General features: G+C 72.7%; 18 protein-coding genes and 2 pseudogenes. 11 read left to right on the forward strand and 9 right to left on the reverse strand.

Annotation, left to right across the window (positions count from 1 at the left end; all coding sequences use genetic code 11):
• Positions 1-24: 24 nt before the first annotated feature.
• Positions 25-954 carry a S66 peptidase family protein gene (locus G443_RS01470; RefSeq protein ID WP_026419821.1) on the reverse strand — a complete coding sequence of 310 codons (930 nt, stop codon included), beginning with the start codon at positions 952-954 and terminating at the stop codon, positions 25-27.
• A complete protein-coding gene (locus G443_RS01475) occupies positions 951-2,930 on the reverse strand; it encodes a S9 family peptidase (protein WP_026419820.1) in 1,980 nt (659 codons plus the stop codon). The genes G443_RS01470 and G443_RS01475 overlap by 4 nt, the downstream gene beginning before the upstream one ends.
• Positions 2,931-3,048: 118 nt before the next feature.
• Here G443_RS01475 and G443_RS01480 point away from each other — a divergent pair, with 118 nt between their 5' ends.
• Positions 3,049-3,627 (forward strand): DUF3090 domain-containing protein, encoded by a 579-nt coding sequence (locus G443_RS01480; RefSeq protein ID WP_026066394.1) that lies wholly within the window; start codon positions 3,049-3,051, stop codon positions 3,625-3,627.
• Positions 3,628-3,641: 14 nt separating this feature from the next.
• A complete protein-coding gene (locus tag G443_RS01485; protein WP_026419819.1) occupies positions 3,642-4,436 on the forward strand; it encodes an SCO1664 family protein in 795 nt (264 codons plus the stop codon).
• A gap of 71 nt (positions 4,437-4,507) precedes the next feature.
• On the opposite strand, the gene G443_RS01490 is transcribed toward G443_RS01485, so the two are convergent.
• Entirely contained in the window at positions 4,508-5,008 is a 501-nt protein-coding gene (locus G443_RS01490) for a MarR family winged helix-turn-helix transcriptional regulator (protein ID WP_081715599.1), read from the reverse strand.
• A 206-nt stretch (positions 5,009-5,214) separates the two neighbouring features.
• On the opposite strand from G443_RS01490, the gene G443_RS01495 reads away from it, so the two are divergent.
• Positions 5,215-7,401 carry an MMPL family transporter gene (locus G443_RS01495; protein ID WP_051314196.1) on the forward strand — a complete coding sequence of 729 codons (2,187 nt, stop codon included), beginning with the start codon at positions 5,215-5,217 and terminating at the stop codon, positions 7,399-7,401.
• 128 nt (positions 7,402-7,529) lie between these two features.
• Positions 7,530-8,773 (forward strand): annotated as a pseudogene (gene mshC / locus G443_RS01500) (cysteine--1-D-myo-inosityl 2-amino-2-deoxy-alpha-D-glucopyranoside ligase).
• A gap of 21 nt (positions 8,774-8,794) precedes the next feature.
• On the opposite strand, the gene G443_RS01505 reads toward mshC, so the two are convergent.
• Together G443_RS01505 and G443_RS01510 are read right to left on the reverse strand one after the other, a co-directional pair.
• Positions 8,795-9,454 carry a SanA/YdcF family protein gene (locus G443_RS01505; RefSeq protein WP_245588894.1) on the reverse strand — a complete coding sequence of 220 codons (660 nt, stop codon included), beginning with the start codon at positions 9,452-9,454 and terminating at the stop codon, positions 8,795-8,797.
• Between the two features lie 256 nt (positions 9,455-9,710).
• Positions 9,711-10,607: a PAC2 family protein gene (locus G443_RS01510; protein WP_026419816.1), complete on the reverse strand. Its 897-nt coding sequence runs from the start codon at positions 10,605-10,607 to the stop codon at positions 9,711-9,713.
• Positions 10,608-10,656: 49 nt separating this feature from the next.
• Between G443_RS01510 and metH the strand changes: the two genes are divergently transcribed.
• Together metH and G443_RS01520 are read left to right on the forward strand one after the other, a co-directional pair.
• The gene (gene metH, locus G443_RS01515; RefSeq protein WP_026419815.1) at positions 10,657-14,217 is read left to right on the forward strand and encodes a methionine synthase; all 3,561 of its coding nucleotides are present in this window, start codon (positions 10,657-10,659) and stop codon (positions 14,215-14,217) included.
• A gap of 57 nt (positions 14,218-14,274) precedes the next feature.
• On the forward strand, positions 14,275-14,955 hold the full coding sequence (locus tag G443_RS01520; RefSeq protein WP_026419814.1) for an HAD family hydrolase: 681 nt from the start codon (positions 14,275-14,277) through the stop codon (positions 14,953-14,955).
• A gap of 158 nt (positions 14,956-15,113) precedes the next feature.
• Here G443_RS01520 and G443_RS01525 read toward each other — a convergent pair.
• Positions 15,114-15,791, reverse strand: a pseudogene (locus tag G443_RS01525) (hypothetical protein); the annotation flags it as partial.
• Here G443_RS01525 and G443_RS01530 point away from each other — a divergent pair.
• Together G443_RS01530 and hisG are read left to right on the forward strand one after the other, a co-directional pair.
• Positions 15,693-15,956: a phosphoribosyl-ATP diphosphatase gene (locus G443_RS01530; RefSeq protein ID WP_016698532.1), complete on the forward strand. Its 264-nt coding sequence runs from the start codon at positions 15,693-15,695 to the stop codon at positions 15,954-15,956. The pseudogene G443_RS01525 and the gene G443_RS01530 overlap by 99 nt on opposite strands.
• A 19-nt stretch (positions 15,957-15,975) precedes the next feature.
• Positions 15,976-16,821 (forward strand): ATP phosphoribosyltransferase, encoded by an 846-nt coding sequence (gene hisG / locus G443_RS01535; RefSeq protein WP_026419812.1) that lies wholly within the window; start codon positions 15,976-15,978, stop codon positions 16,819-16,821.
• Between the two features lie 22 nt (positions 16,822-16,843).
• Here hisG and G443_RS01540 read toward each other — a convergent pair whose 3' ends face one another.
• Entirely contained in the window at positions 16,844-17,773 is a 930-nt protein-coding gene (locus tag G443_RS01540; RefSeq protein ID WP_026419811.1) for a RecB family exonuclease, read from the reverse strand.
• Positions 17,774-17,886: 113 nt separating this feature from the next.
• Between G443_RS01540 and G443_RS01545 the strand changes: the two genes are divergently transcribed.
• Entirely contained in the window at positions 17,887-19,032 is a 1,146-nt protein-coding gene (locus G443_RS01545; protein WP_245588893.1) for a M50 family metallopeptidase, read from the forward strand.
• A 195-nt stretch (positions 19,033-19,227) separates the two neighbouring features.
• Positions 19,228-20,058: a tRNA (adenine-N1)-methyltransferase gene (locus G443_RS01550; protein WP_026419809.1), complete on the forward strand. Its 831-nt coding sequence runs from the start codon at positions 19,228-19,230 to the stop codon at positions 20,056-20,058.
• A 12-nt stretch (positions 20,059-20,070) separates the two neighbouring features.
• Here G443_RS01550 and G443_RS01555 read toward each other — a convergent pair whose 3' ends face one another.
• Positions 20,071-20,616 (reverse strand): hypothetical protein, encoded by a 546-nt coding sequence (locus G443_RS01555; RefSeq protein ID WP_026419808.1) that lies wholly within the window; start codon positions 20,614-20,616, stop codon positions 20,071-20,073.
• Between the two features lie 96 nt (positions 20,617-20,712).
• On the opposite strand from G443_RS01555, the gene G443_RS01560 reads away from it, so the two are divergent.
• Complete coding sequence (locus G443_RS01560; protein ID WP_155886218.1) at positions 20,713-21,048, forward strand: hypothetical protein; 336 nt, start codon at positions 20,713-20,715, stop codon at positions 21,046-21,048.
• A gap of 188 nt (positions 21,049-21,236) precedes the next feature.
• On the opposite strand, the gene G443_RS01565 is transcribed toward G443_RS01560, so the two are convergent.
• Entirely contained in the window at positions 21,237-22,157 is a 921-nt protein-coding gene (locus G443_RS01565) for an Rv0361 family membrane protein (RefSeq protein ID WP_026419806.1), read from the reverse strand.
• Positions 22,158-22,329 lie beyond the last annotated feature (172 nt).

A 22,329-nucleotide genomic window follows, 5' to 3' on the forward strand; every position in this document is an offset into this window, starting at 1 on the left:
TTCGCCTGCTGGACGGCTTCGGGATCAGGGAGGGGACAGCAGCGTCAGCACGCCGACGTCGGCGTCGAGGCTCACCGGTACGTTCAACGGAACGGTCACCTGGTCGGCGCAGTGCCCGAAGCCCACCTCCCACGCCACCGGGACGCCCAGCGGTTCCAGTCGGTCGGCGAGGACGTCCCGCACCCGCTCCGGCGGGCCGCACCGCTCCCAGGACCCGAGCGCCACTCCCGCCACCGCGTCGAACCACCCCGCCGCGAGGAGCTGGGTGAGCATTCCGTCGAGGCGGTAGGGCTCCTCGTCGATGTCCTCCAACAGCGCGATCGCGCCGTCCGGGGGCCGGGGGACGTCGGGTCGGTCGAGGCTGGCCGCGAGCAGGCTGAGCGTCCCGCCCCAGCTGGTACCGCTGGCCCGGCCACCCCGGATCGGCATCCCGGAGCCCCGGCCGAGCGGGCCCAGCTCGTCGGGGGCGAACAGGGCCTGGTGGAGGTGTTCCCGCGCGGCCGGCTGGTCCACGAAGTAGGTGCTGCCGACCATCGGGCCGAAGAGCGAGGCGACCGGGAGGCGGGCGCCCAGCGCGGCGTGCAGCGCGGTGATGTCGCTCGACCCCACGAGCAGGCGGGGGGTGTGGCCCTCGACCCGGTCCCAGTCGAGATGGCTCAGGGTGCGGGCCGAGCCGTAGCCGCCGCGGGCGCAGAGGACGGCGCGGACGCCGCGGGCGGACAGCGCCCAGGTGAGGTCGTCGGCCCGCTGGGCGTCGTCGCCGGCGAGGTAGTCCAGCACCGGGTGGCGGCGCAGGACGTGCCGGCCGAGCGAGACCTCCAGTCCCCAGTCCCGGAGCGTCGTCAGCCCCCGGTCCAGGGTCTCCTCGGCCACCGGGCCGGCCGGTGCCACCACGGCGACGCGGTCGCCGGGCCGCAGTGGCCGGTGCGGCCAGGTCCTCCCGTCGGCCGTCACCGCTGGATCTCCAGCTCCGGGACGTCGGCCGCCTCGAATCCGAGGACCTGCCCGTAGAAGGACAGTTCGGCCTGGAGGACGGCGCGGATGGTGTCCGCCCGGCGGAACCCGTGCTGTTCCCCGGCGAAGGCGAGGTAGGCGTGCGGCACGCCGTGCTCGGCCAGGGCGGCGACGAAGCGCTCGCACTGGTCGGCGGGGCAGATCTCGTCCTCCAGTCCCTGGAGGACCAGCAGCGGGGCCAGCATCTCCTGCACCCGGTTGACCGGTGCCCGTTGCCGGTACCGTTCCCGCTGCTCAGGGTAGGGCCCGACCAGGCCGTCCAGGTAGCGGGACTCGAAGTCGTGGGTCCCCCCGTTCGCCCACCCCTCGAGGTCGAGGACGGGGTACATCGCGGTCCCGCAGCGGTAGGTGTCGACGCAGGTGAGGGAGGAGGCCGTGGTCCACCCGCCCGCGCTGCCACCCCGGATCGCGATCCGGTCGGGGTCGGCGATGCCCTCCGCCCCCAGCGCCCGGGCCACGGTCGCGCAGTCGCCGACGTCGACGACGCCCCAGTTCTCGCGGAGCCGTTCCCGGAACTCACGCCCGTAGCCGGTGGACCCGCCGTAGTTCACCGCGACGACCCCGATGCCCCGGCTGGTGAAGTAGGCGAAGTCGATGTCCAGCACCGGCGAGACCCGGCCGGTCGGCCCACCGTGCGCGTGGACCAGGAACGGGGGGAGTTCGTCGTCCGCCGCGGCGAAGTCGGGGTTGCGGGGGCGGTAGAGGTAGGCGGGGATCCGCTCGCCGTCCGGACCGGTGAAGGTCCGTTCCTCCGGTACCGGCAGGTACCGCTCGTCGGGCAGGGTGCCCGGTGTCGCGGTGAACCGCCGCACGCGTCCGGAATCCGGGTCGACCGCGACCACCGCCCGTCCGTGCCGGGGTCCGGCGGCGACGCCGAGGACCTCCCCGGTGCGGACCGCGAGCGTCGGCCCCCAACTGGGCAGTGAGCTCCCCACGTCCACGGGGAGACCGGTCAGTTCTCCCGTGTCCGAGTCCAGCAGGGCGAGCGCACCGGACCGCAGCACCGCGAAGCGGCCGTCCCCGAGGTCGGCGAACCAGCGGGCCCCGACCTGCCAGAGCGGGCCGCCCAGCTCCTCCCGGACGGAGCCCAGGTTCTTGCGGGTACCGTCCAGTTCCACTCGGAAGAGGTTCCACCAGCCGTCCGGGTCGGTGGAGACGGTCAGCGCGTCGGCGGACGCCCACTCCGCCTGGCACACGGACTCCCCGTCGTCACCGCACAGGACCCGGTGCTCCGACAGCTCGCCGGACTCGTCGATGTCCGCGACGCACAGCTCAGTGCCGTCCCAGGGCATGGCAGGGTGGTTCCAGCCGATCCAGGCGGCGTGACGCCCGTCCGGGCTGGGGCGTGCCCCGGTCATGAAGTGGTGGCTGGCCGCGAGGACGCGGACGCCGCCCGGATCCTCACCCGCGGCGCCCGTGACCGGAAGGGCCACCAGGTCGCGGCGGATGTCCGTCCGGCCCTCCCCGGTGACCTCCTCCCGGACGCACCACACCTCGTCGCCCCCGGGACCCGCCGCCAGGTCGCCGTACCGGAACCCGTGTTCGATCTCGGGTGCCGGGGAGATCGCCCGGGGTTCGGCGGCGGGATCGTCCAGCTCGAGGAGGTAGACGCGCTGGTCGGCCCAGTGCGTGAAGGCGAGCAGATCGCGACCGTCCCGTTCGAACACCACCCAGGGCCGGCCGCCGTACTCGTGCAGCCGGTTGCGCACGTTCCACGGCGCACCGAGCACTTCGCGGGCGTCGCCCGGCGTGTTCGCTCTCAGCAGAGCGACCCGGCCGCCCTCGGCGGGACGGCTCTCCGTCCACCACACCTGCTCCCGGTGGGTGTCGGCGAGCAGCGGACCACCGCCGGCCGCCGCGGCATCGTCCGCGCTGATCGGAGAGGTCCAGGTGCCGTAGCGGGAGATCGTTACCACATTCGGACCTTATCCCGGAGTGGCCGGGGAGGGGGAGAAGCTGAAAGCGTGTTGATTGATCAGCATGTGGGGGAGGGCGCTGCCGTCCGAATCCCGGTGGCCTAGTGTCGGAGGTGTCATGGCTCGTGTCATTCACGTATTCCGTCAGCCCGACCGCTTCGTAGCAGGCACGGTCGGGCAGCCCGGCGAACGCATGTTCTACCTCCAGGCGTCCGAGGACGTCAGGCAGATCAGCGTTCAGCTGGAGAAGCAGCAGGTGTCGGTGCTCGCCGAGCGCATCAGCGCGCTCCTGGAGGAGGTGGTCCGCCGCTTCGACGCGGAGGTACCGCCGGACGCTCCCGAGGAGTCCATCGACACGGAACCCCTCGAGGTGCCGGTGGAGGAGGAGTTCCGCGTCGGCACCATGGGGTTGGGTTGGGACGCCGAGACCCACGCCGTCGTGATCGAGTTGTTGGCGATCACGGAGGAGGAGGTCGACGAGTCCGTGGTACTCGACGACACCGAGGAGGGGCCGGACGCCGTCCGGGTGTTCCTCACCCCTCTCCAGGCCAGGGCGTTCGCGGCCCGGGCGGAGCGAGTGGTGAACGCGGGGCGGAAGCCCTGCCCGCTCTGCGGGGAGCCCCTCGACCCGGCCGGTCACATCTGCCCGAGGCAGAACGGCTACCGACGGGGCGACCCGGCGCTGCCGGGGTTGTAGAACGGCTCGGCGAGGTGGGGGTTGACGAGGCCGACGCCCTGGCACTGCTGGAGCGGGGTGACCTCGAGGTGCGCGGCCGGATGGTCGACGCCTCGAACGCCACGCTCTTCTGCGAGGTCAGCGCGGACGGCGTGACGGCGAGTTGCGTCTACAAGCCGGTACGGGGCGAGCGCGCCCTGTGGGACTTCCCCGACGGGACGCTGGCCGGCCGGGAGGTGGCCACCTACCTGCTCTCCCGGGCGGCGGGCTGGGACCTGGTGCCACCGACCGTGCTGCGGGAGGGGCCGCTGGGCCCCGGCATGGCGCAGCTGTGGATCGAGACCACCCCCGAGGACGCCCTCGTGGACGTCGTGCCCCCCGACCGGCTGCCGGAGGGATGGCGGGCGGTGCTCCACGCCCACGATCGCTTCGGTGACCCCGCCGTGCTCGCCCACGCCGACCACCCCCGGCTGCGCACGATGGCGGTGTTGGACATCGTGGCGAACAACGCCGACCGCAAGGGTGGTCACGTGCTGCGGGCCACCGACGGCGCCGTCTACGGGGTCGACCACGGGATCTGCCTGAACACGGAGCACAAGCTGCGCAGCGTGTTGTGGGGTTGGGTCGGGGAGCCGCTGTCGGAGGAGGTGCGGGAGGACCTCCGGCGCCTGGGCTCGCTCCTCGACGGGAGCCTCGCCCCCACGCTGGGCACGCACCTGACCCGCAAGGAGGTCCTCGCGGTGGGACGGCGGACGGCGCAGCTGCTCGCGGCCCCGGTCTTCCCCGGGCCCAGCGGTGACTGGCCGCCCATCCCGTGGCCGGTGTTCTGAGCGTCACCGCGCCCGCCGCTGCCGATGGGTGAGCGGGGGGCCTGGCGTCGCGAGCCGGTGCCCCTCGTCGGTCAGCCGTGTCCGGATCCGCTGGCTGGCCGGCCGGGGAGGTCCGGATCCCCGGTGGGCTCGGGGTCCGGTGGGAGTGGCGGCGGGGTGCCCGCCCCGCCGAGCGCGCCGATCAGGCGGAGCAGTTGGTCCCGGAACGTCTGGTAGTCCGCCAGCCCTCGGAGCACGGCGGGGTCCGACCGCTCGGCCTCCAGCGCCTCCTCGTGCACCGCCAGCCCTTGCGCGGTGGGTGTCACCAGCATCCGCCGCCGATCCCGTTGGTCGGCGGCCACGCGCACGTACCCCGCGCGGCGCAGTCCCTCCACGGTCCTGCTCATCGTCTGGTCGGTGACCTTGCACCGGCGGGCCAGTGGTCGTTGGGGGGACGGGCCGTCCTCACTGAGCACGTGGAGGGCGATCAGGCCGGCGTGTGTGAGTCCCCGCGTGCGGAGGTACTCCTCCCAGGAGCTCTCCACCAGCCGCGCGGCGACCGAGAGCAGCCGTCCCGTTGGCCAGCTCGACACCGCGCCACCCGGATCGTCAGGGGGACCATCCGGCGAGGGTGGTGTGTGGGGCGTCACGTTCACGGACCTCCAGATCTGAATTGTTCAGCTAGCTGAGTAATACTTCCGGTCGTACTGGTCGGCGGCCGGAGGGCGCACACGTCCCGCCGCCGAACGCCCAAGCCTACGAAGCCCGACGACGGGCGGACGGGATGAGTGAGACGCCGATGAGCCCGGCAGGACCCACCAGGCCCTCCCATGACGAGCGGACGACTCGGAGAACCCGACTGCGCTGGTTGCTCCCCGCGTTGCTGATCCTGGGCTGGCTCGGGGTCGTCACGATCGCCGGCCCCTACGGTGGTCGGCTCTCCGAGGTGCAGCAGAACGACTCGGCCGCGTTCCTCCCCGAGACCGCCGAGTCCACCGAGGTGGCCGCGTTCCAGCGGGAGATCTCCGGCGACCAGCCCCTGCCGGCGGTGGTGGTCGCCGAACGTGACGGGCGGCTGACCGACGCCGACCTGGCCTTCCTCGGTGAGCGGTCCGAGGAGATCGCCGTCATGGACGGGGTCGACGCGCCACCCAGCCCACCCATCCCCTCCGAGGACGGCCACGCGGCTCGCCTGTTCGTCCCCCTGGCCAACGGCGGCGACGCCGAGCCGAAGGAGGTGGTCGAGGACATCCGACGGCTGCTGGCCGAGGACCGCCCGGACGGGCTGGACATCCACCTCACCGGACCCGCGGGCATCATCGCCGACCTCACCGCCGCCTTCGCCGGCATCGACGGCCTCCTGTTGCTGGTCGCCGCCGGCGTCGTGGCGGTGATCCTCGTCATCGTCTACCGCAGTCCCCTGCTCCCGCTGACCGTGCTCGTGTCGTCCACCTTCGCACTCGTGGTCGCGGTCGTCGTCGTCTACTTCCTCGCGACGAACGGGTGGGTCACCCTCAACGGCCAGAGCCAGGGCATCCTGTTCATCCTCGTCTTCGGCGCCGCGACGGACTACGCCCTGCTGCTCGTCGCCCGCTACCGGGAGGAACTGGGCTCCACCGAATCCACCTGGACGGCGATGCGCCGAGCGTGGCGCGCCACCGTCGAGCCCGTGCTCGCCTCGGCCGGGACCGTCATCGCCGGACTGCTCTGCCTGCTGTTCAGCGACCTCAGCTCGAACAGCAGCCTCGGTCCCGTCGCCGCGGTGGGCATCGCGGCCTCGGTCCTGGCCGCGCTGACCTTCCTCCCGGCCGCGCTCGTCCTCCTCGGGCGCCGGGCCTTCTGGCCCTTCCGGCCTGAGGCCGGTGCCATCGGCCGCCGAGGACTCTGGCAGCGCATCGCCGACATGGTGGCCGCCCGGCCGAGGCGTTTCTGGGTCGGGACGACGCTCGTGCTGCTGGTGGGCGCCGCCTTCATGCCCCAGCTCCGCGCCACCGGGACCTCCGAGACCGAGGTCTTCCTGACCAGCGTCGAGTCCGTCGCAGGCGAGGAGGCGCTGGCCAGGCACTTCCCCGGCGGGTCCGGGCTCCCCACGGTCGTCGTGACCGAGGCGGACCGGCTGGACGAGGTGCTCGCGGCGACCGAGTCCGTCGACGGCGTCTCCGAGGTCTCGGTACTCGGCGCGACGGACCCGTCGGCGCCGCCCTCGGGTCCCCCGGCGGACGGGCCGGCCGATCCGGTGGTCCTCGACGGGCGCGCCGCCGTGGAGGCCGTGCTGGACCACCCCGTCGACAGCGACGCCGCGGTGGACACCGTCCGGGAGCTGCGGGAGGTCCTCGCGGGGGTCGAGGGCGCCAACGCGCTCGTCGGCGGCCCGACCGCCAGCCAACTGGACACCCAGGAGACCGCCACCCGCGACCTCGTGGTGATCGTGCCGATCGTGCTGGTCGTGATCTTCGCGATCCTCGCCCTGCTGCTGCGGGCCCTCCTCGCCCCGTTGCTGCTCATCGCGACCGTGGTCCTCTCGCTGGCGGCGACCCTCGGCGTCGGGGCGCTGCTGTTCAACCACGTCCTCGACTTCCCCGGGGCCGACCCCTCGGTGCCCCTCTTCGCGTTCGTGTTCCTGGTGGCCCTGGGCATCGACTACAACATCTTCCTGATGACCCGGGTCCGGGAGGAGTCCGTGACCAAGGGCACCCGCGTCGGCACGGTTCGCGGACTCGCCGTCACCGGGGGAGTCATCACCTCCGCGGGACTCGTGCTCGCGGCGACCTTCTCGGCCCTGGTGGTGATCCCCCTGCTCTTCCTGGCGCAGCTGGCGTTCCTCGTCGCCTTCGGAGTGCTGGTCGACACCCTGTTGGTCCGGTCGCTGCTGGTGCCGGCGCTCACGCTCGACATCGGCAGCCGGGTCTGGTGGCCCTCCCGGCTGGCCAGCGGGCGAACGGAGGAGGCCGCCCCCGAGCCCGCTCCGACAGGGGAACAGGGCTGACCCACTCCCCGATCCCGGCGGCCCGGCGGTCACGGAACGTTACGACCGCTGGGCCGCCCGCGTCCGCCGACCGGCCGAGTGCGCACCACCGCCGCCGCCGGTCGGCGGAAGTCCTTACAGTCGGTTCCATGCAACCTTGGGCTACCACCCCGGTCCCGCGAACCCCGGGAACCCCGCGGCCGCTCCGCCTGTTCGACACCGCCTCCCAGGAGGTGCGCCCCACCGCCCCGGGGAGGACGGCCGGGCTCTACGTCTGCGGCATCACCCCCTACGACGCGACCCACCTCGGCCACGCCGCCACCTACCTGACCTTCGACCTCGTCAACCGGGTCTGGCGGGACAACGGCATCGACGTGACGTACGTGCAGAACGTCACCGACGTGGACGACCCGCTGCTGGAGCGCGCCGAACGCGACGGCGAGGACTGGGTGGTGCTCGGGCTGCGGGAGACGGCCCTGTTCCGGGAGGACATGGAGGCACTGCGCGTCCTGCCCCCCGCCCACTTCGTCGGCGCCGTGGAGGCGGTACCCGAGGTCGTGGAGGTGGTGGCCAAGCTGCTGGCCGACGGGGCCGCCTACCGGGCGGACGATCCCGAGTACCCGGACATCTACTTCGACCACCTCGCCACCGGCCGCTTCGGCTACGAGTCGAACTACGACGAGGCGACCATGGGCACGTTGTTCGCCGAGCGCGGGGGGACCCCGACCGCCCCGGCAAGCGGCACCCGTTGGACGCGCTGCTCTGGCGCGCGGCGCGGCCGGGCGAACCCGCCTGGGACACCGAGCTGGGCCGTGGCCGCCCTGGATGGCACGTCGAGTGCTCCGCCATCGCCCTGAACCGGCTGGGCATGGGTTTCGACGTGCAGGGAGGGGGGTCGGACCTCGTCTTCCCGCACCACGAGTTCAGCGCCGCCCACGCCGAGGCCCTGACCGGGGAACACCCGTTCGCCCGCCACTACTGCCACACCGGCATGATCGGCCTCGACGGGGAGAAGATGTCGAAGTCCAAGGGCAACCTGGTCTTCGTCTCCCGGTTGCGCGCCGACGGGGTCGACTCCCGGGCCGTCCGGCTCGCGCTGCTGGCGGAGCACTACCGGTCCGACCGGTCCTGGACATCCGACCTGCTGGCGGAGGCCGAGGCCAGGCTCGACCGGTGGCGCCGCGCGGTCGCCCTCGACGCCGGGCCCGGGGCCGGGGACACCCTCGACCGAGTGCGCACCTACCTCTCCGACGACCTCGACACACCGGCCGCGTTCGCGGCGCTGGACTCCTGGGCCGCCGAGGCCGCGGCGGGCGCGGGTGACGACCGGGACGCCCCCGGCCTCGTCGCCACCGCCGTGGACGCGCTCCTCGGGGTCGACCTCCGCGCCTGAGGGCCGCTGGGCTCCGGGCGGTCAGTAGCCGCGGCCGCCCGGAGCCGCCGCCTCCCACCCCTCGGGGGCCTCCGTGACGGCGGGGGCCTTGCGCAGCACGCCTCGGAGCATCGACGAGCCGTTGGCGAGGGTCTCCCGGAGCCTGCCGACCCTCGTGCCGCCCGGGTTGTCCCGCGCCGAGTCGTGCCCGACCCCCCACGCGTCGATGCCCGCGGCCCGGCACAGCGCCACCGCCCTCGGCAGGTGGAAGGACTGCGAGACGACGACGGCCTCCGACACCCCGAACACGTCGCTGGCCCGGACGCAGGAATCCCAGGTGGACAGGCCATCCGGGTCGAGCACCATGTCCCGCTCGCTCACCCCCAGCCGTGCCAGGTAGGCCCGCATCGTCCCCGGTTCGTCGTAACCGTCGGGCCCGGTGCTCCCCGAGAGCAGCAGGACGTCAACCCGACCCGACAGGTAGAGCCGCGCGGCCACGTCGAGGCGGCCGGCCAGCAACCGAGTGGGCCGTCCGTCCTCCCGCACACCAGCCCCCAGGACCAGCGCCACCGGCGCGGGTGGGACGTCCTCCGGTCCGCCGATGTGGCCGTGGCTGGAGCCGTGGGCCCAGACCGCCGGCACCCCGATCGTGACGACCGCCGTGATCGCACCGGCCACCAGCCAGCGTCGAGCGCGTCCCACCACGTCCTCCGTTCGTCGGCGGTCCCCGCACGGACAGACGCGTGGGGCGGCGGCGGGTTCCCTCGGCGCCCGGCGGGGTGCCATCCACCGCCGCGTCCACGCGGCCCTCCGGGCGCTGATCGCGGTCCCCTCGCCGCGGGTGGGCGTCGAGGGGGCTGGGGCGGCCAGCGCGGGTGCGTCGACCGCGTGCCCGGGTGTGGCACCTGGGCCGTCCGCGGTGCCGCGGGGCCGGTGGCCGGCGTCGCCGGCCGGGAGGTCAGCCGCCCTTGCTGGGCCCACCCCACCCGCCGCGGTGGCGGCGCTGGAGGTACCGCTCGAACTCGGCCGCGATGACCTCCCCGTTCGCCTCGGTGAGCGTGATCTCGTCCCCGCGCTCCTCCAACGCGCGGACGTAGTTCTTCACGTCCTCGTCCTCGTCGGCCATCTCGCTGACCGTCTCCTCCCATTCGGCGGACTGCTCGGGCAGGGTCCCGACCGGGACCTCGATGTCGAGCGCGTCCTCCACCCGCCGCAGGAGCGCCAGGGTCGTCTTCGGGGAGGGGGGCTGTGAGACGTAGTGCGGCACCGCGGCCCAGAACGACACCGCGGGGATGCCGGCCCGCACGCAGTAGTCGTGGAACACGCCCAGCACGCCGGTCGCCCCCTCGTAGCGGGAGCGGTCGAGCCCGAACCGGCTGGCGGACTCGGCGTCGTAGGCCGTTCCGGTGACCGGCACGGGCCGGGTGTGCGCCGTGTCCGCGAGCAGCGAACCCATCGTGACGACGGTGCTGATCCCGAGTCTCTCGATCACCGACACCAGTTCGGCGCAGAACCTGCGCCACCTGATGTTCGGCTCGATACCGTGCAGCAGTACCACGTCGTGGGACACCCCGGGGGGCCGGCAGACCGTGAAACGCGTGGTCGGCCACTCGACGCGTCGTGTTACACCATCGACCAGAGATAGAGTGGGCCTGGTCACAGTGAAGTCGTAGTACTCCTCGGGATCGAGTTCCGTCAGCGGGCTCGCGTCCCAGCTCAACTGGAGGTGCTCGATCGCGGCACTCGCGGCGTCACCTGCGTCGTTCCAGCCCTCGAATGCGGCCACCAGGACGGGATCGGTCAGCTTGGGCAGAGCGGGATTCGACTCGTCGGCGCCAGGATCGGGGTGGGTCACCGCGCCAGCCTACGGCCAACGGACGTGTTGGCAATCGTAGGCTGGTCCCATGTCGGACCGCGCGGTATCGCCCTTGCTCGCCGCCCTCCGTGACCGTGTCGTGGTGGCGGACGGCGCGATGGGCACGATGCTCCAGTCCTGGCCCCTCACCCTCGACGACTTCTCCGGCCTCGAAGGCTGCAACGAGATCCTCAACGTCACCCGCCCGGACGTCGTGCGCGCGGTGCACCGGGGCTACCTCGAAGCCGGAGCGGACGCGGTCGAGACCAACACCTTCGGCGCCAACCTCGCCAACCTCGCCGAGTACGACATCACCGACCGGATCCACGAACTCGCCCTCGCCGGGGCGCGGCTGGCCAGGCAGGAGGCCGACGCCTTCAGCGAGACGGGCCGCCCCAGGTTCGTCCTCGGCTCGGTCGGCCCCGGGACCAAGCTGCCCACGCTCGGCCACGCCCGGTACGAGGTGCTGCGGGACGCCTACCAGCGGCAGGCCGCTGGCATGCTCGCCGGCGGGATCGACGCGGTCCTGGTCGAGACCTGCCAGGACCTCCTCCAGACCAAGGCCGCGATCATCGGAGCACGACGCGCGATGGACGCCGAGGGGATCACCGTGCCGGTGATCGCCCAGGTCACCGTGGAGACCACCGGCACCATGCTGCTCGGTACCGAGATCAACGCTGCCCTCGCCGCCCTGGAACCGCTGGGTATCGACCTGATCGGCCTGAACTGCGCGACCGGCCCAGCCGAGATGAGCGAACACCTGCGCCAGCTGGCGCGGCACTCCCGCATCCCGCTCTCGGTCATGCCCAACGCGGGGCTACCCGAACTCGGACCCAACGGCGCCGTGTACCCGCTCGGCCCGGAGGCGTTGGCCGAGGCCCTGGCCGGTTTCGTTCGCGAGTTCGGGGTCGGCCTGGTCGGCGGCTGCTGCGGTACCACGGGCGACCACATCTCCGCCGTGGTCGACGCGGTGCGCGACCTGCGGCCGGCCGACCGCGCGCCGCGCCCGGAGGCGGGGGTGGCCTCCCTGTACCAGGCGGTCCCCTTCCGGCAGGACGCCAGCGTCCTGATGGTCGGGGAGCGCACCAACGCCAACGGGTCCAAGGCCTTCCGCGAGGCCATGCTCGCCGAGAAGTACGAGGACTGCGTCGAGATCGCCCGCACCCAGACCCGGGAGGGCGCCCACCTCATCGACCTGTGCGTCGACTACGTCGGGCGGGACGGCGTCCAGGACATGACCGAGTTGGCGGGGCGCCTGGCCACCGCGTCGACCCTGCCGATCATGCTCGACTCCACCGAGCCGGAGGTGCTCCGCGCCGGCCTGGAGTGCCTGGGTGGGCGCTGCGCGGTCAACTCGGTCAACTACGAGGACGGCGACGGACCGGACTCGCGGTTCCAACGCATCATGCGGCTGGTCGCCGAGCACGGTGCCGCCGTCGTCGCCCTCTGCATCGACGAGGAGGGGCAGGCCCGCACCGCGGAGTGGAAGGTTCGCGTCGCCAGCCGGCTCATCGAGGACCTGACGGCCAACTGGGGCATGCGCGTCGGGGACATCATCGTCGACTGCCTCACCTTCCCCATCTCCACCGGGCAGGAGGAGGTGCGCCGGGACGCCATCGAGACGATCGAGGCGATCCGGGAGCTCAAGCGGCGCTACCCGGAGGTGCAGACCACCCTCGGCGTCTCCAACGTCTCCTTCGGTCTGAACGCCGCCGCCCGGCAGGTGCTCAACTCGGTGTTCCTGCACGAATGCGTCGAGGCGGGCCTGGACACCGCGATCGTGCACGCCAGCAAGATCCTGCCGATGGCTCGGATCCCCGACGAACACCGCGAGGTCGCCCTCGACCTGGTCTACGACCGGCGGCGGCCCGACTACGACCCGCTCCAGCGCCTGATGGCCCTCTTCGAGGGGGCTACCGCCTCCTCCACCCGTGCCTCCCGGGCGGAGGAACTGGCCGCGCTGCCGCTCTTCGAGCGCCTGGAGCGGCGCATCGTCGACGGTGAGCGCAACGGCCTGGAGGACGACCTCGACCTCGCCCTCGCGGAACGGCCGGCGCTGCGCATCATCAACGACACCCTGTTGGCGGGGATGAAGACCGTCGGGGAGCTCTTCGGCTCCGGCCAGATGCAACTCCCGTTCGTGCTCCAGTCGGCCGAGGTCATGAAGACCGCGGTCGCGCACCTGGAACCGCACATGGAGAAGGCCGACGAGGGTGGCAAGGGGCGCATCGTGCTCGCCACAGTCAAGGGGGACGTCCACGACATCGGCAAGAACCTCGTGGACATCATCCTGTCCAACAACGGCTACGAGGTCGTCAACCTCGGCATCAAGCAGCCCATCACCGCCATCCTCGACGCCGCCAGCGAACACCGCGCCGACGCCATCGGCATGTCCGGGCTCCTCGTCAAGTCCACGGTCATCATGAAGGAGAACCTGGAGGAGATGAACACCCGCGGCGTCGCCACCCGGTGGCCAGTGCTGCTGGGCGGAGCCGCCCTCACCCGGTCCTACGTCGAGAACGACCTCTCGGAGGTCTACCGGGGCGACGTGCGCTACGCCCGGGACGCCTTCGAGGGTCTCCGGCTGATGGACGCCATCATGGACCGCAAACGGGGTGGGACGGCCGTCGTCGACGAGGCGGAACAGGCGAGGATCGCCGAGCGGAAGGCCCGGCACGAACGGTCCCGCCGGATCGCCGAGGCCCGCAGGGCCAAGGCGGAGGCGGAGGAGGCGCAGGAGCCGACCGGGCGATCGGACGTGGCCACCGACGTCCCGCTGCCCACCGCGCCCTTCTGGGGCAGCCGGATCGTCAAGGGCATCCCGCTGGCCGACTACTCGGCCCTGCTCGACGAGCGGGCCACCTTCTTCGGGCAGTGGGGCCTGCGGGGCACCAAGGGCGCGGCCGGCCCGAGCTACGAGGAGCTGGTGGAGACCGAGGGACGGCCGAGGTTACGGTACTGGCTCGACCGGCTCTCCACGGAGAACATCCTGCAACACGCCGCCGTCGTCTACGGCTACTTCCCCTGCGTGGCCGAGGACGAGGACCTCGTGGTGCTCGCCGGACCGGACCCGGCCTCGCCCGAGGTCTGCCGCTTCACGTTCCCCCGGCAACGGCGGGACCGCCGGCTGTGCCTCGCGGACTTCTTCCGCCCCCGCGAGCTGGCGGCCAGCTCGGGACGGGTGGACGTCCTGCCCCTCACCCTGGTCACGATGGGCCAGCCCATCGCCGACTTCGCCAACGAGCTGTTCGCCGCCAACGCCTACCGCGACTACCTGGAGGTCCACGGGCTGGGCGTGCAGCTCACCGAGGCGTTGGCGGAGTTCTGGCACCAGCGCATCCGCCAGGAGCTGACCTGGGCCGACGGCAGGAGCGTGGCGGCCGAGGACCCGAGCGACGTCACCGAGTTCTTCCGGCTCGGATACCGGGGAGCCCGGTTCTCCCTCGGTTACGGCGCCTGCCCGAACCTGGAGGACCGCGCGAAGATCGCGGCCCTCCTGGAGCCGGAGCGGATCGGGGTCACCCTGTCCGAGGAGTTCCAACTGCACCCGGAGCAGTCGACGGACGCGCTCGTCGCGCACCATCCCGAAGCCAAGTACTTCAACGCCTGAGCGAAGCGCTCCCCGCCAGGGAGAACGAGGAGGAATTCCGTGAGTTCACCGTCCCAGATGGACGGCGCCAGCCGCCTGCCCGCCGCCGTGCTGTGGGACATGGACGGCACGCTGCTCGACTCCGAGAAGCTGTGGAGCATCGCCCTGGAGGAACGCGCCCAGGAGCTCGGTGGCCAGCTCAGCGCGGAGACCAGGGCGGCGATGGTCGGGTCGAACCTGACCAGGAGCATGGGGCTGCTGCTGGCGGACCTGGGACTGCCCGTCACGCCGGAGGCCACCGAGGCGAACGCGGCCTGGGTGATCGACCGGATGCGGGAGCTGTTCCGCACCCGGCTGCTCTGGCGGCCCGGAGCGGAGGACGCCCTCGCCGCCATCCACGCCTCGGGTGTCCCGATGGGGCTGGTGACCTCCACCGTCCGCACGGTCGCCGAGGTGCCCCTGGAGAACATCGGCTGGCACCACTTCAAGGCGGTCGTGTTCGGCGACGAGGTCACCCACAACAAGCCCCACCCCGACCCCTACCTGCGGGCCGCGCGCCTGCTGGGCGTCGACCCGGTCGAGGCGGTCGCCGTGGAGGACTCGCCGGCCGGTGTCGCCTCCGCCGTAGCGGCGGGGTGCACGGTACTGGTGGTGCCCTGCGAGGTCGACGTGGAACCGGGTGAGCGGCGAGTGCACCGCGCTTCGCTGGAGGGAGTGGACATCGAGGCGCTGGCGGACGTGCTGGCGGGTCGTGGCTGACGAGGGCTACAACGCCACCAACCCGGCGGAGGTGGGGGCGAAGCCGCAGCTCGACAGGTAGAAGCGCGCCAGGTCCGCCTCGAAGTCGACGTGCACCCACTGCACCCCGACGAGCGGGCCCCGATGACGGCGGCGCGCACCAGGCCGGTGCCAACGCCGGCGTGGCGGTGGTCGACCGCGACCACCGTGTCCAGCAGGAAGGCGTGCCGGCCCCCGTCCCAGGCCACGTTCACGAAACCCACCAGGCGGTCGTGGTCGTGCGCGGTCACCCAGCCCAGGCTGTGCCGTTGGAGCCGTTCCGCCCAGCAGTCCGCCCGGCCGTCCGTGCCGAAGCCCTCCGCGTGCAGGGCGCGCAGCTCCTCGTCGCGCACCGGGGCGCGCCACCGGAAGTCGATCGGCACGACACGGAGTGTAGCCACGAGGGCCGCGGGGGGCACCACCCCAACCCGGTCCCCGCCCCGCCCCACCGGCGTCCCGCGTTCGACGCGGCCACCGTGCTCGACCGACCGGGTGCCCCGGGGGATGGACGTGCCGCCGGTCGCCCGGGCCGCCCCCGAGGTCGGCGTGTTCGCCGGAGGGGACGGGATGGTGGCGGCGGGACGAGGACCGGGACCGGGCCCGCACCCGGCGGAGGACGGGCTACCGACCCCGCTCCGGTGGTCCCCGCGCGGCGGCGACGGGCGGAACGACGCACCGATGACACCCACGGGCGGGAGGAAGTGCGAGGATGACACACCGTGAAGACGTTCGACCAGCTGTTCGCGCAGCTCACGGAGAGGGCGGCGGAACGCCCTGAGGGATCGGGAACGGTCGCCGCGCTCGACGCGGGCGTGCACGCGCAGGGCAAGAAGGTTCTCGAGGAAGCCGGGGAGGTGTGGATCGCGGCCGAGCACGAGTCGGACGAGCGCCTGGCCGAGGAGATCTCCCAGCTGCTCTACCGCGTCCAGGTGCTCATGCTCGGTCGCGGGCTGAGCACCGAGGACGTGTACCGCCACCTGTAAACCGAGCAGGAGACCCCGCATGCTGCGCGTCGCCATTCCCAACAAGGGCTCGCTGGCCGAGTCCGCCGCCGAGATGCTGGCCGAGGCCGGTTACCGCCGCCGCCAGGGCCCGAAGGACCTGACGGTCATCGACCCCACCAACGAGGTCGAGTTCTTCTTCCTCCGCCCCAAGGACATCGCGATCTACGTCGGAGCCGGCACCCTGGACATGGGGATCACCGGACGGGACCTCGCCCTGGACTCCGGTGCGCCGGTGCGCGAGCGGCTGGCCCTGGGCTTCGGCAAGTCCACCTTCCGCTTCGCCGCCCCGGCGGGGGCCGACTGGAAGGTGGAGGACCTGCACGGCCGGCGTGTCGCCACGTCCTACCCCCGGCTGGTGCGCGACCACCTCGCCGAAAGGGACATCGAGGCCGAGGTGATCCGACTCGACGGGGCCGTGGAGATCTCGGTGCAACTGGAGGTCGCGGACGCGGTCGCCGACGTCGTCGAGACCGGGACCTCCCTCCGCCAGCACGGCCTGGTCGCCTTCGGGGACCCGATCTGCGTGTCGGAGGCCGTCCTGCTGGAGGGTGAGTCCGCGCGGGACAGCCAGGACCGGGCCCAACTGGCCGCCCGGCTGCGGGGGGTGGCCCGAGCCCAGCAGTACCTGATGCTGGACTACAACTGCCCCGACCACCTGCTGTCGGCGGCGGTGGCCCTCACCCCCGGCCTGGAGTCACCCACGGTCTCCCCGTTGGCCGAGGAACGCTGGAACGCCGTGCGGGCCATGGTGCCCCGCAAGGATGCCAACAGCGTGATGGACCAGCTCTCCTCGCTCGGGGCCCGAGCGATCCTGGCCTCGGACATCCGTTTCTGCCGCCTCTAGGCCCGCGGCCGCGGCCCACGCGTCAGTCAACCCTGCCCAACGCGGTCTCCCCGCCCTCCCCGGCCAACGCCGACGGTTCCGGCCAGCCGGGGTAGGGCGGGGGAGTACCGCCGAAGGCGGGACAGCGCGACCGGTGGTCGCACCAGTCGCACAGCCGGCTCGGGTTCGGCGGGAAGTCGCCGGTGCGACCCGCGCGGAGGATCGCCTGCCAGATCGCGTCCACCGTCCGCTCGAAGCGGCGGAGCTCCGCCTCGTCCGGCGTGTAGACGAGTGCCTGCCGGTCGGCCAGGTACATCAGCTTCAGCTGGGCCGGGACCACGCCCCGGAGCCGCCACAGCGCGAGGGCGTAGAACTTCATCTGGAACAGTGCCTTGGCCTCCCCGATCTGGCGAGGCGCCGCACCCGTCTTGTAGTCGACCACCCGGATCTCCCCGGTGGGAGCCACGTCCAGCCGGTCGAGGTAGCCCCGGATGAGGACCCCGGACTCGAGCTCCGTCTCCACGAGCAACTCGCAGGCCTCCGGCTGGAAACGGGTCGGGTCCTCCAGGGTGAAGTAGCCGCCCAGTAGCTTCTCGGCGGTCGCCAGCCAGCCCGTGAGTTCCGGGTCCTCCGCACCACCGAAGAGCTGGTCGAGCAGTTCCGGCTGCTCCTCGACCACCTCCTTCCAGGCGGGTTCGACCAGTTCACGTGCCCGTTCCTCGGTGCGCTGCTCGGGCGGGAGCGCGAACAGCCGCTCCAACACCGCGTGCACGACGGTGCCCCGCACCTGGGCCTTGCTGGGCTTCTCGGGTATCCGGTCGACCGCCCGAAGCCGGTACAGCAGGGGGCACTGCTTGAAGTCGCTCGCGCGCGACGGCGACAGCGCCGGGCGTCGCCGAGCTCGGGACCCACCGCCCGCCGTGCCAGCATCGCCGGGGGGCTGTCGGGGGTCGGTGACTACCGCGTCCGCCATGACCCGGCACTGTAGGCCACCCCGGCGACGGTTCGGTGGGGCGCTCCGCACGGTGCGCGGCGCGTCCGGCCTGGCACACTGCCGCAACACCGTCGGCGTTCTAGGCTTCGTCAGTGCCCGCTTCGATCCGCTGGACCCCCGCGACCGGCCACGAAGGCGGCCTGGTGGTCGCGCGTGTCCGTGGGGTTCCGGTGCTGCTCGCGCCCTCGTGGTGGTTCATCTCCCTGCTCATCGTCGTGCTCTACACGCCCCTGGTGCGCATGATGCTGCCCGGCGTCGGTCTCCTGGGGGGAGCACTGCTCGCGGCGACCTTCACCGTGCTGCTCGGTGTCTCCGTGCTGCTCCACGAGCTCGGCCACTGCCTGGTCGCGCTGCGGATGGGGATGCCGGTGCGACGGGTGCGCCTCCAGTTCCTCGGTGGCGTGGCCGAACTGGTCAGGACCCCCTCCCGGGCGCGGCAGGAGGGCCTGATCGCGGCCGCCGGTCCGGCGGTCTCGGTGCTGCTCGCGCTGCTGTCGGCGGCGCTCCTGCTGGTGGTCGAGCCCCGGACCGTCCTGTGGTTGCTCGTGGTCCAGATCACGGTCGCCAACGCCGCGGTCGGGGTGTTCAACCTGCTGCCCGGCCTCCCGCTGGACGGCGGCCGGGTTCTGCGGTCCCTCGTGTGGGGGCTGACCGGGCGTCGCTCGGCCGGCACCCGCGCCGCGGCCGTCGGTGGGGTGCTGGTGACCATCGCCCTGGCCTGGTGGGCGATCGTGGGGCTCCTCGCCGCCAGCGAGGACCGGTGGCTGCGGCTGGGTGTGTGCGTGGTCATGATGTGGTTCATCGGGGTCGGCGTCGTCGCGGAGCTCGGCAGCGAGAACCGGCGCAACTGGCCACCCGGTCTGCGGCTGGCGGACATCGTCCGCCCGGTCCTCCAACTCCCCGCGGAGAGCCCCGTCTCCGACGCGCTGGCCGCGTCCGCGGGAAGAGGGGTGGTACTGGTCCGGGCCGACGGCATGGCGGTGGGCCTGCTCGACCTGACCGCCGCCGAGAACCTCTCCCGGCAGGCCCCCGTCACGCCGGCCGAACAGGCAGCGGAACCGATCTCCGCCGAGAACGTCCTGCTCGACTCCGAACAGGGTGAGGACATCGTGGAACGCGTGTTCTCCAGCGCGTCCTGGCAGTTCCTCGTCGTCGACGGTGAGGGCCGGCCCTCCGCCGTGCTGCACCGGGACGAACTGCGCAACGCGTTGCTGAGCCATCGGGGCAACACCGCCTGAGCCAGGGGGCCGGTGGTGGACGACGCGGTCCCCCGCCGCCAGGAGGGCGGGCACCTCCGAGGGTCACGTCCGGTGGCCGGGTACCGCGACCCGGGCAGCCGGTGGGGCGTTGGAGCCGTCTGCCAGGATCGACGTCCGACCAGGCGGGTTCAGCCCGCCCTCGGAACACCACGTCGAGCAGGAGGTTCAACGCCCGTGAGCACCCCCAGCGGCCCCTTCCGGGAGGGCGACCGCGTGCAGCTGACCGACCCCAAGGGACGGCGCTACACGATCGTCCTCGAGGCGGGCAAGGAGTACCACACCCACCGGGGGGCACTCGCGCACGACAAGATCATCGGCCAGCCCGAGGGGACGGTGGTCGGTTCGGGCGGTGGGACCAGCTTCCTCGCGCTGCGGCCCCTGCTGTCCGACTACGTGCTCTCCATGCCCCGAGGGGCACAGGTGATCTACCCCAAGGACGCGGCGCAGATCGTGATGTGGGGTGACATCTTCCCCGGCGCCCGTGTGCTGGAGGCCGGCGCCGGGTCGGGTGCCCTGAGCTGCTCCCTGCTGCGAGCGGTGGGGCCGGCGGGCAGTGTGCTCTCCTACGAGGTGCGGGAGGACCACGCGGAGCACGCGGCGCGCAACGTGGAGCGGTTCTTCGGCGAGCGTCCCGCGAACTGGCGGCTGCGGGTGGCTGACCTGAAGGAACACCAGGACGAGCAGGTCGACCGGGTGGTGTTGGACATGCTCGCGCCCTGGGAGGCACTGGACACGGTGGCCGACAACCTCGTGCCCGGTGGGGTGCTCGTCGTCTACGTCGCCACGGTCACCCAGCTCTCCCGGATCACCGAGGCCCTGCGCGAGCAACAGAGGTGGACCGAACCGGAGTCCTGGGAGACGATCCAGCGCCCCTGGCACGTGGTGGGGTTGGCGGTACGGCCCGAACACCGCATGATCGGGCATACCGCCTTCCTGCTCACCACACGCCGCCTGGCGGACGGGGTCACCCCCCTGCGGCAGCAGCGGCGACCCAGCAAGGGCTGAGCTCGCGGCCGCTCACCGGGCGGGCGGGACCTCCTCGTCGTCGAGGAGGCGGATGTCGCACATCTTCCACCCGTTCTCCTCGACGAACCACACCCCGATGCGGGCCGTGGTCGGGAACCCGGCCAACTCCGGGGGCAGGTTCGACAGGTGCTGCCGGAAGATGGCCTGCGCCTCCACCTCGCTCATGACGGCGGCCGCCTCGAACTCGTAGCTGGCCTCCACCTGCTCCAGGGCGGCGGCCACCTCAGGGGGGACAGGGACACCCAGGGCGGCGGCCGGGTCCAGGCGCTCGATGGCGTCGTCGAAGTACTCCGCCCTGGACGTGCAGGTGTGGGCGAGCAGGGTCTGCCGGTCGTCCGCGCTCATCGCCGTGACGAGGGAACGGGCGACCTCATCGATGTCGGTGCTCGTACGGCCCCCGCCGGCCGGGGGTTCCGCGTCGGTGCCGTCCTGCCCGAGCGGTGGTTCGTCACCCCCGGCGTCCTGGCCGGTCGTCGGGGCGCCGTCGCCGGTGGCGGAGGGGGTGTCGTCGTCCCCCGTCAGCACGAGGACCAGCACGACGGCCAGGACGATGACGAGTACCCCACCGCCTCCGAGGACCCACGGCAGCGGGCTCTTCTTCGGCGGACCACCCGGGCCGGGCGGCGGGTAGCCGTGCGGTGGGCCGTAGTGCGGGTACTGCTGCCCGCCGGGTCCCTGCTGCGGCCAGCCGCCGACCGGGGTGGCCTGCGGCTGCCGGGGCCATCCACCGGTGGGGTCCCCGGCCTGCGGTGGCGGGGGCTGCTGCGGCCAGCCGCCCGTGGGAGGACCCTGCTGCGGCCAGCCGCCGCTCGGCGGGCCCGGGTGCGGCTGCTGGCCGTGGGGCCCCGGCGGCCCGCCGTGGGGTCCGGGCTGCTGTGGCGGGACGGACATCTGCTCTTCTCCTCCGGGAGGCGGCTGTTCTCCGCGATCGGTGACTCGGTGCGCGTCGCCGCGCACAACGCAACCTAGCGGTGACGGCAGGTGCTCAGGAGCGATCTCCCCGTGAAGGGTCGGATGACGCCGGACACGTCCGACACGGCCGGCTGGCGCCCCGCCGGGCTCTCAGGTCGTCGGAACGGCGGAAGGCCGCGACGCGGGAACGTCGCGGCCTTCGCGGGAGGGCTCCGGGTGGGGGCGGACGAACCCGCCCCACCGCCTCAGTAGTCCAGGTTGTTCAGCTCGTCGAGGTGCCGCTGCATCTCCTCGAGCTCCCGCTGGAGCTCGGGGTCGCCGAAGTCGGGGATGTCCCGGTTGTCGAGGTCACCCATGTCCAGGCTGCCCGGGTCGAAGTCGGGGATGTCCAGGTCGCCCGGATCCGTGTCGGGGACGTTCGGCGTGCCGGGCGCGCTGTCCTCGGTCGGCTCCGGTACCCCGCACAGGAGCCAGGCGTCGTCCTCCTTGGTGAGGGGGGCGCTCAGCTCCATGTCGCTGAGCATCTCCATCATCGGGGCGGCGTCCGCGCCCACCCCGGAGATGTTCAGGGTGACGATCGCCCTCGCGTTGGTCTCGTCGACCTCCTCGACGCGCACCAGCGACCACTCCGCAGTGGCGTTCGCGAGTTCCGGCGGCACATCCGCGTTCTGCGAGGGGTCGAGGTCGGTGATGATGGTCTCGATCTGCTCGCGGTGCGCGCCGCAGCTCAGGTCCGCGAGCCGCTGCGTGTCGTTGTCGTTCATCGCGGCGACCGCGCTCTCCGCGACCGCCTGCGGGGTGCTGTTCGACCCGCCGCCGCCCAGGACGATGACGAGGACGACGACCAGCCCGACGACGAGGACACCGCCGCCGGCGAGGATCCAGGGCAGCGGGCTCTTCTTCTGGGGGCCGCCGGGACCCTGCGGTCCACCCGGGCCAGGCTGGGCGGGGAACCCGCCGCTGGGCGGCCCGAACGGGGGCTGTCCGCCGGGCGGGGGCCCGTAGGGGCCCTGCGGCCCCGGCTGGCCCTGCGGAGGCATACCGCCCTGGGGCCAGCCGCCCTGCTGCCCTGGCTGGCCCTGGGGCGGCATACCGCCGGGGGGCGGCTGCTGGCCCCAGCCGGGCTGCCCGCCGTAGGGGTCGGGCTGGTTGGGCGGGACGGACATGGTTACTCCTTGCGACACTGGACCACTGGGGGCGACGGGCGGCCGAGCCGCCGCGTCGGCGGGGTGCGACGTCCCAGGGCGATCCGAAGTCCACCGGATCGGAGGAAGAACGTGCGCAGCACGCTACCCGCCAGCGATCGACCTCGGGGTGGGAACGGGAGAACTCGTCCCC

The sequence above is a fragment of the Actinoalloteichus caeruleus DSM 43889 genome, assembly GCF_000429185.2.
Lineage (GTDB): Bacteria > Actinomycetota > Actinomycetes > Mycobacteriales > Pseudonocardiaceae > Actinoalloteichus_B > Actinoalloteichus_B caeruleus.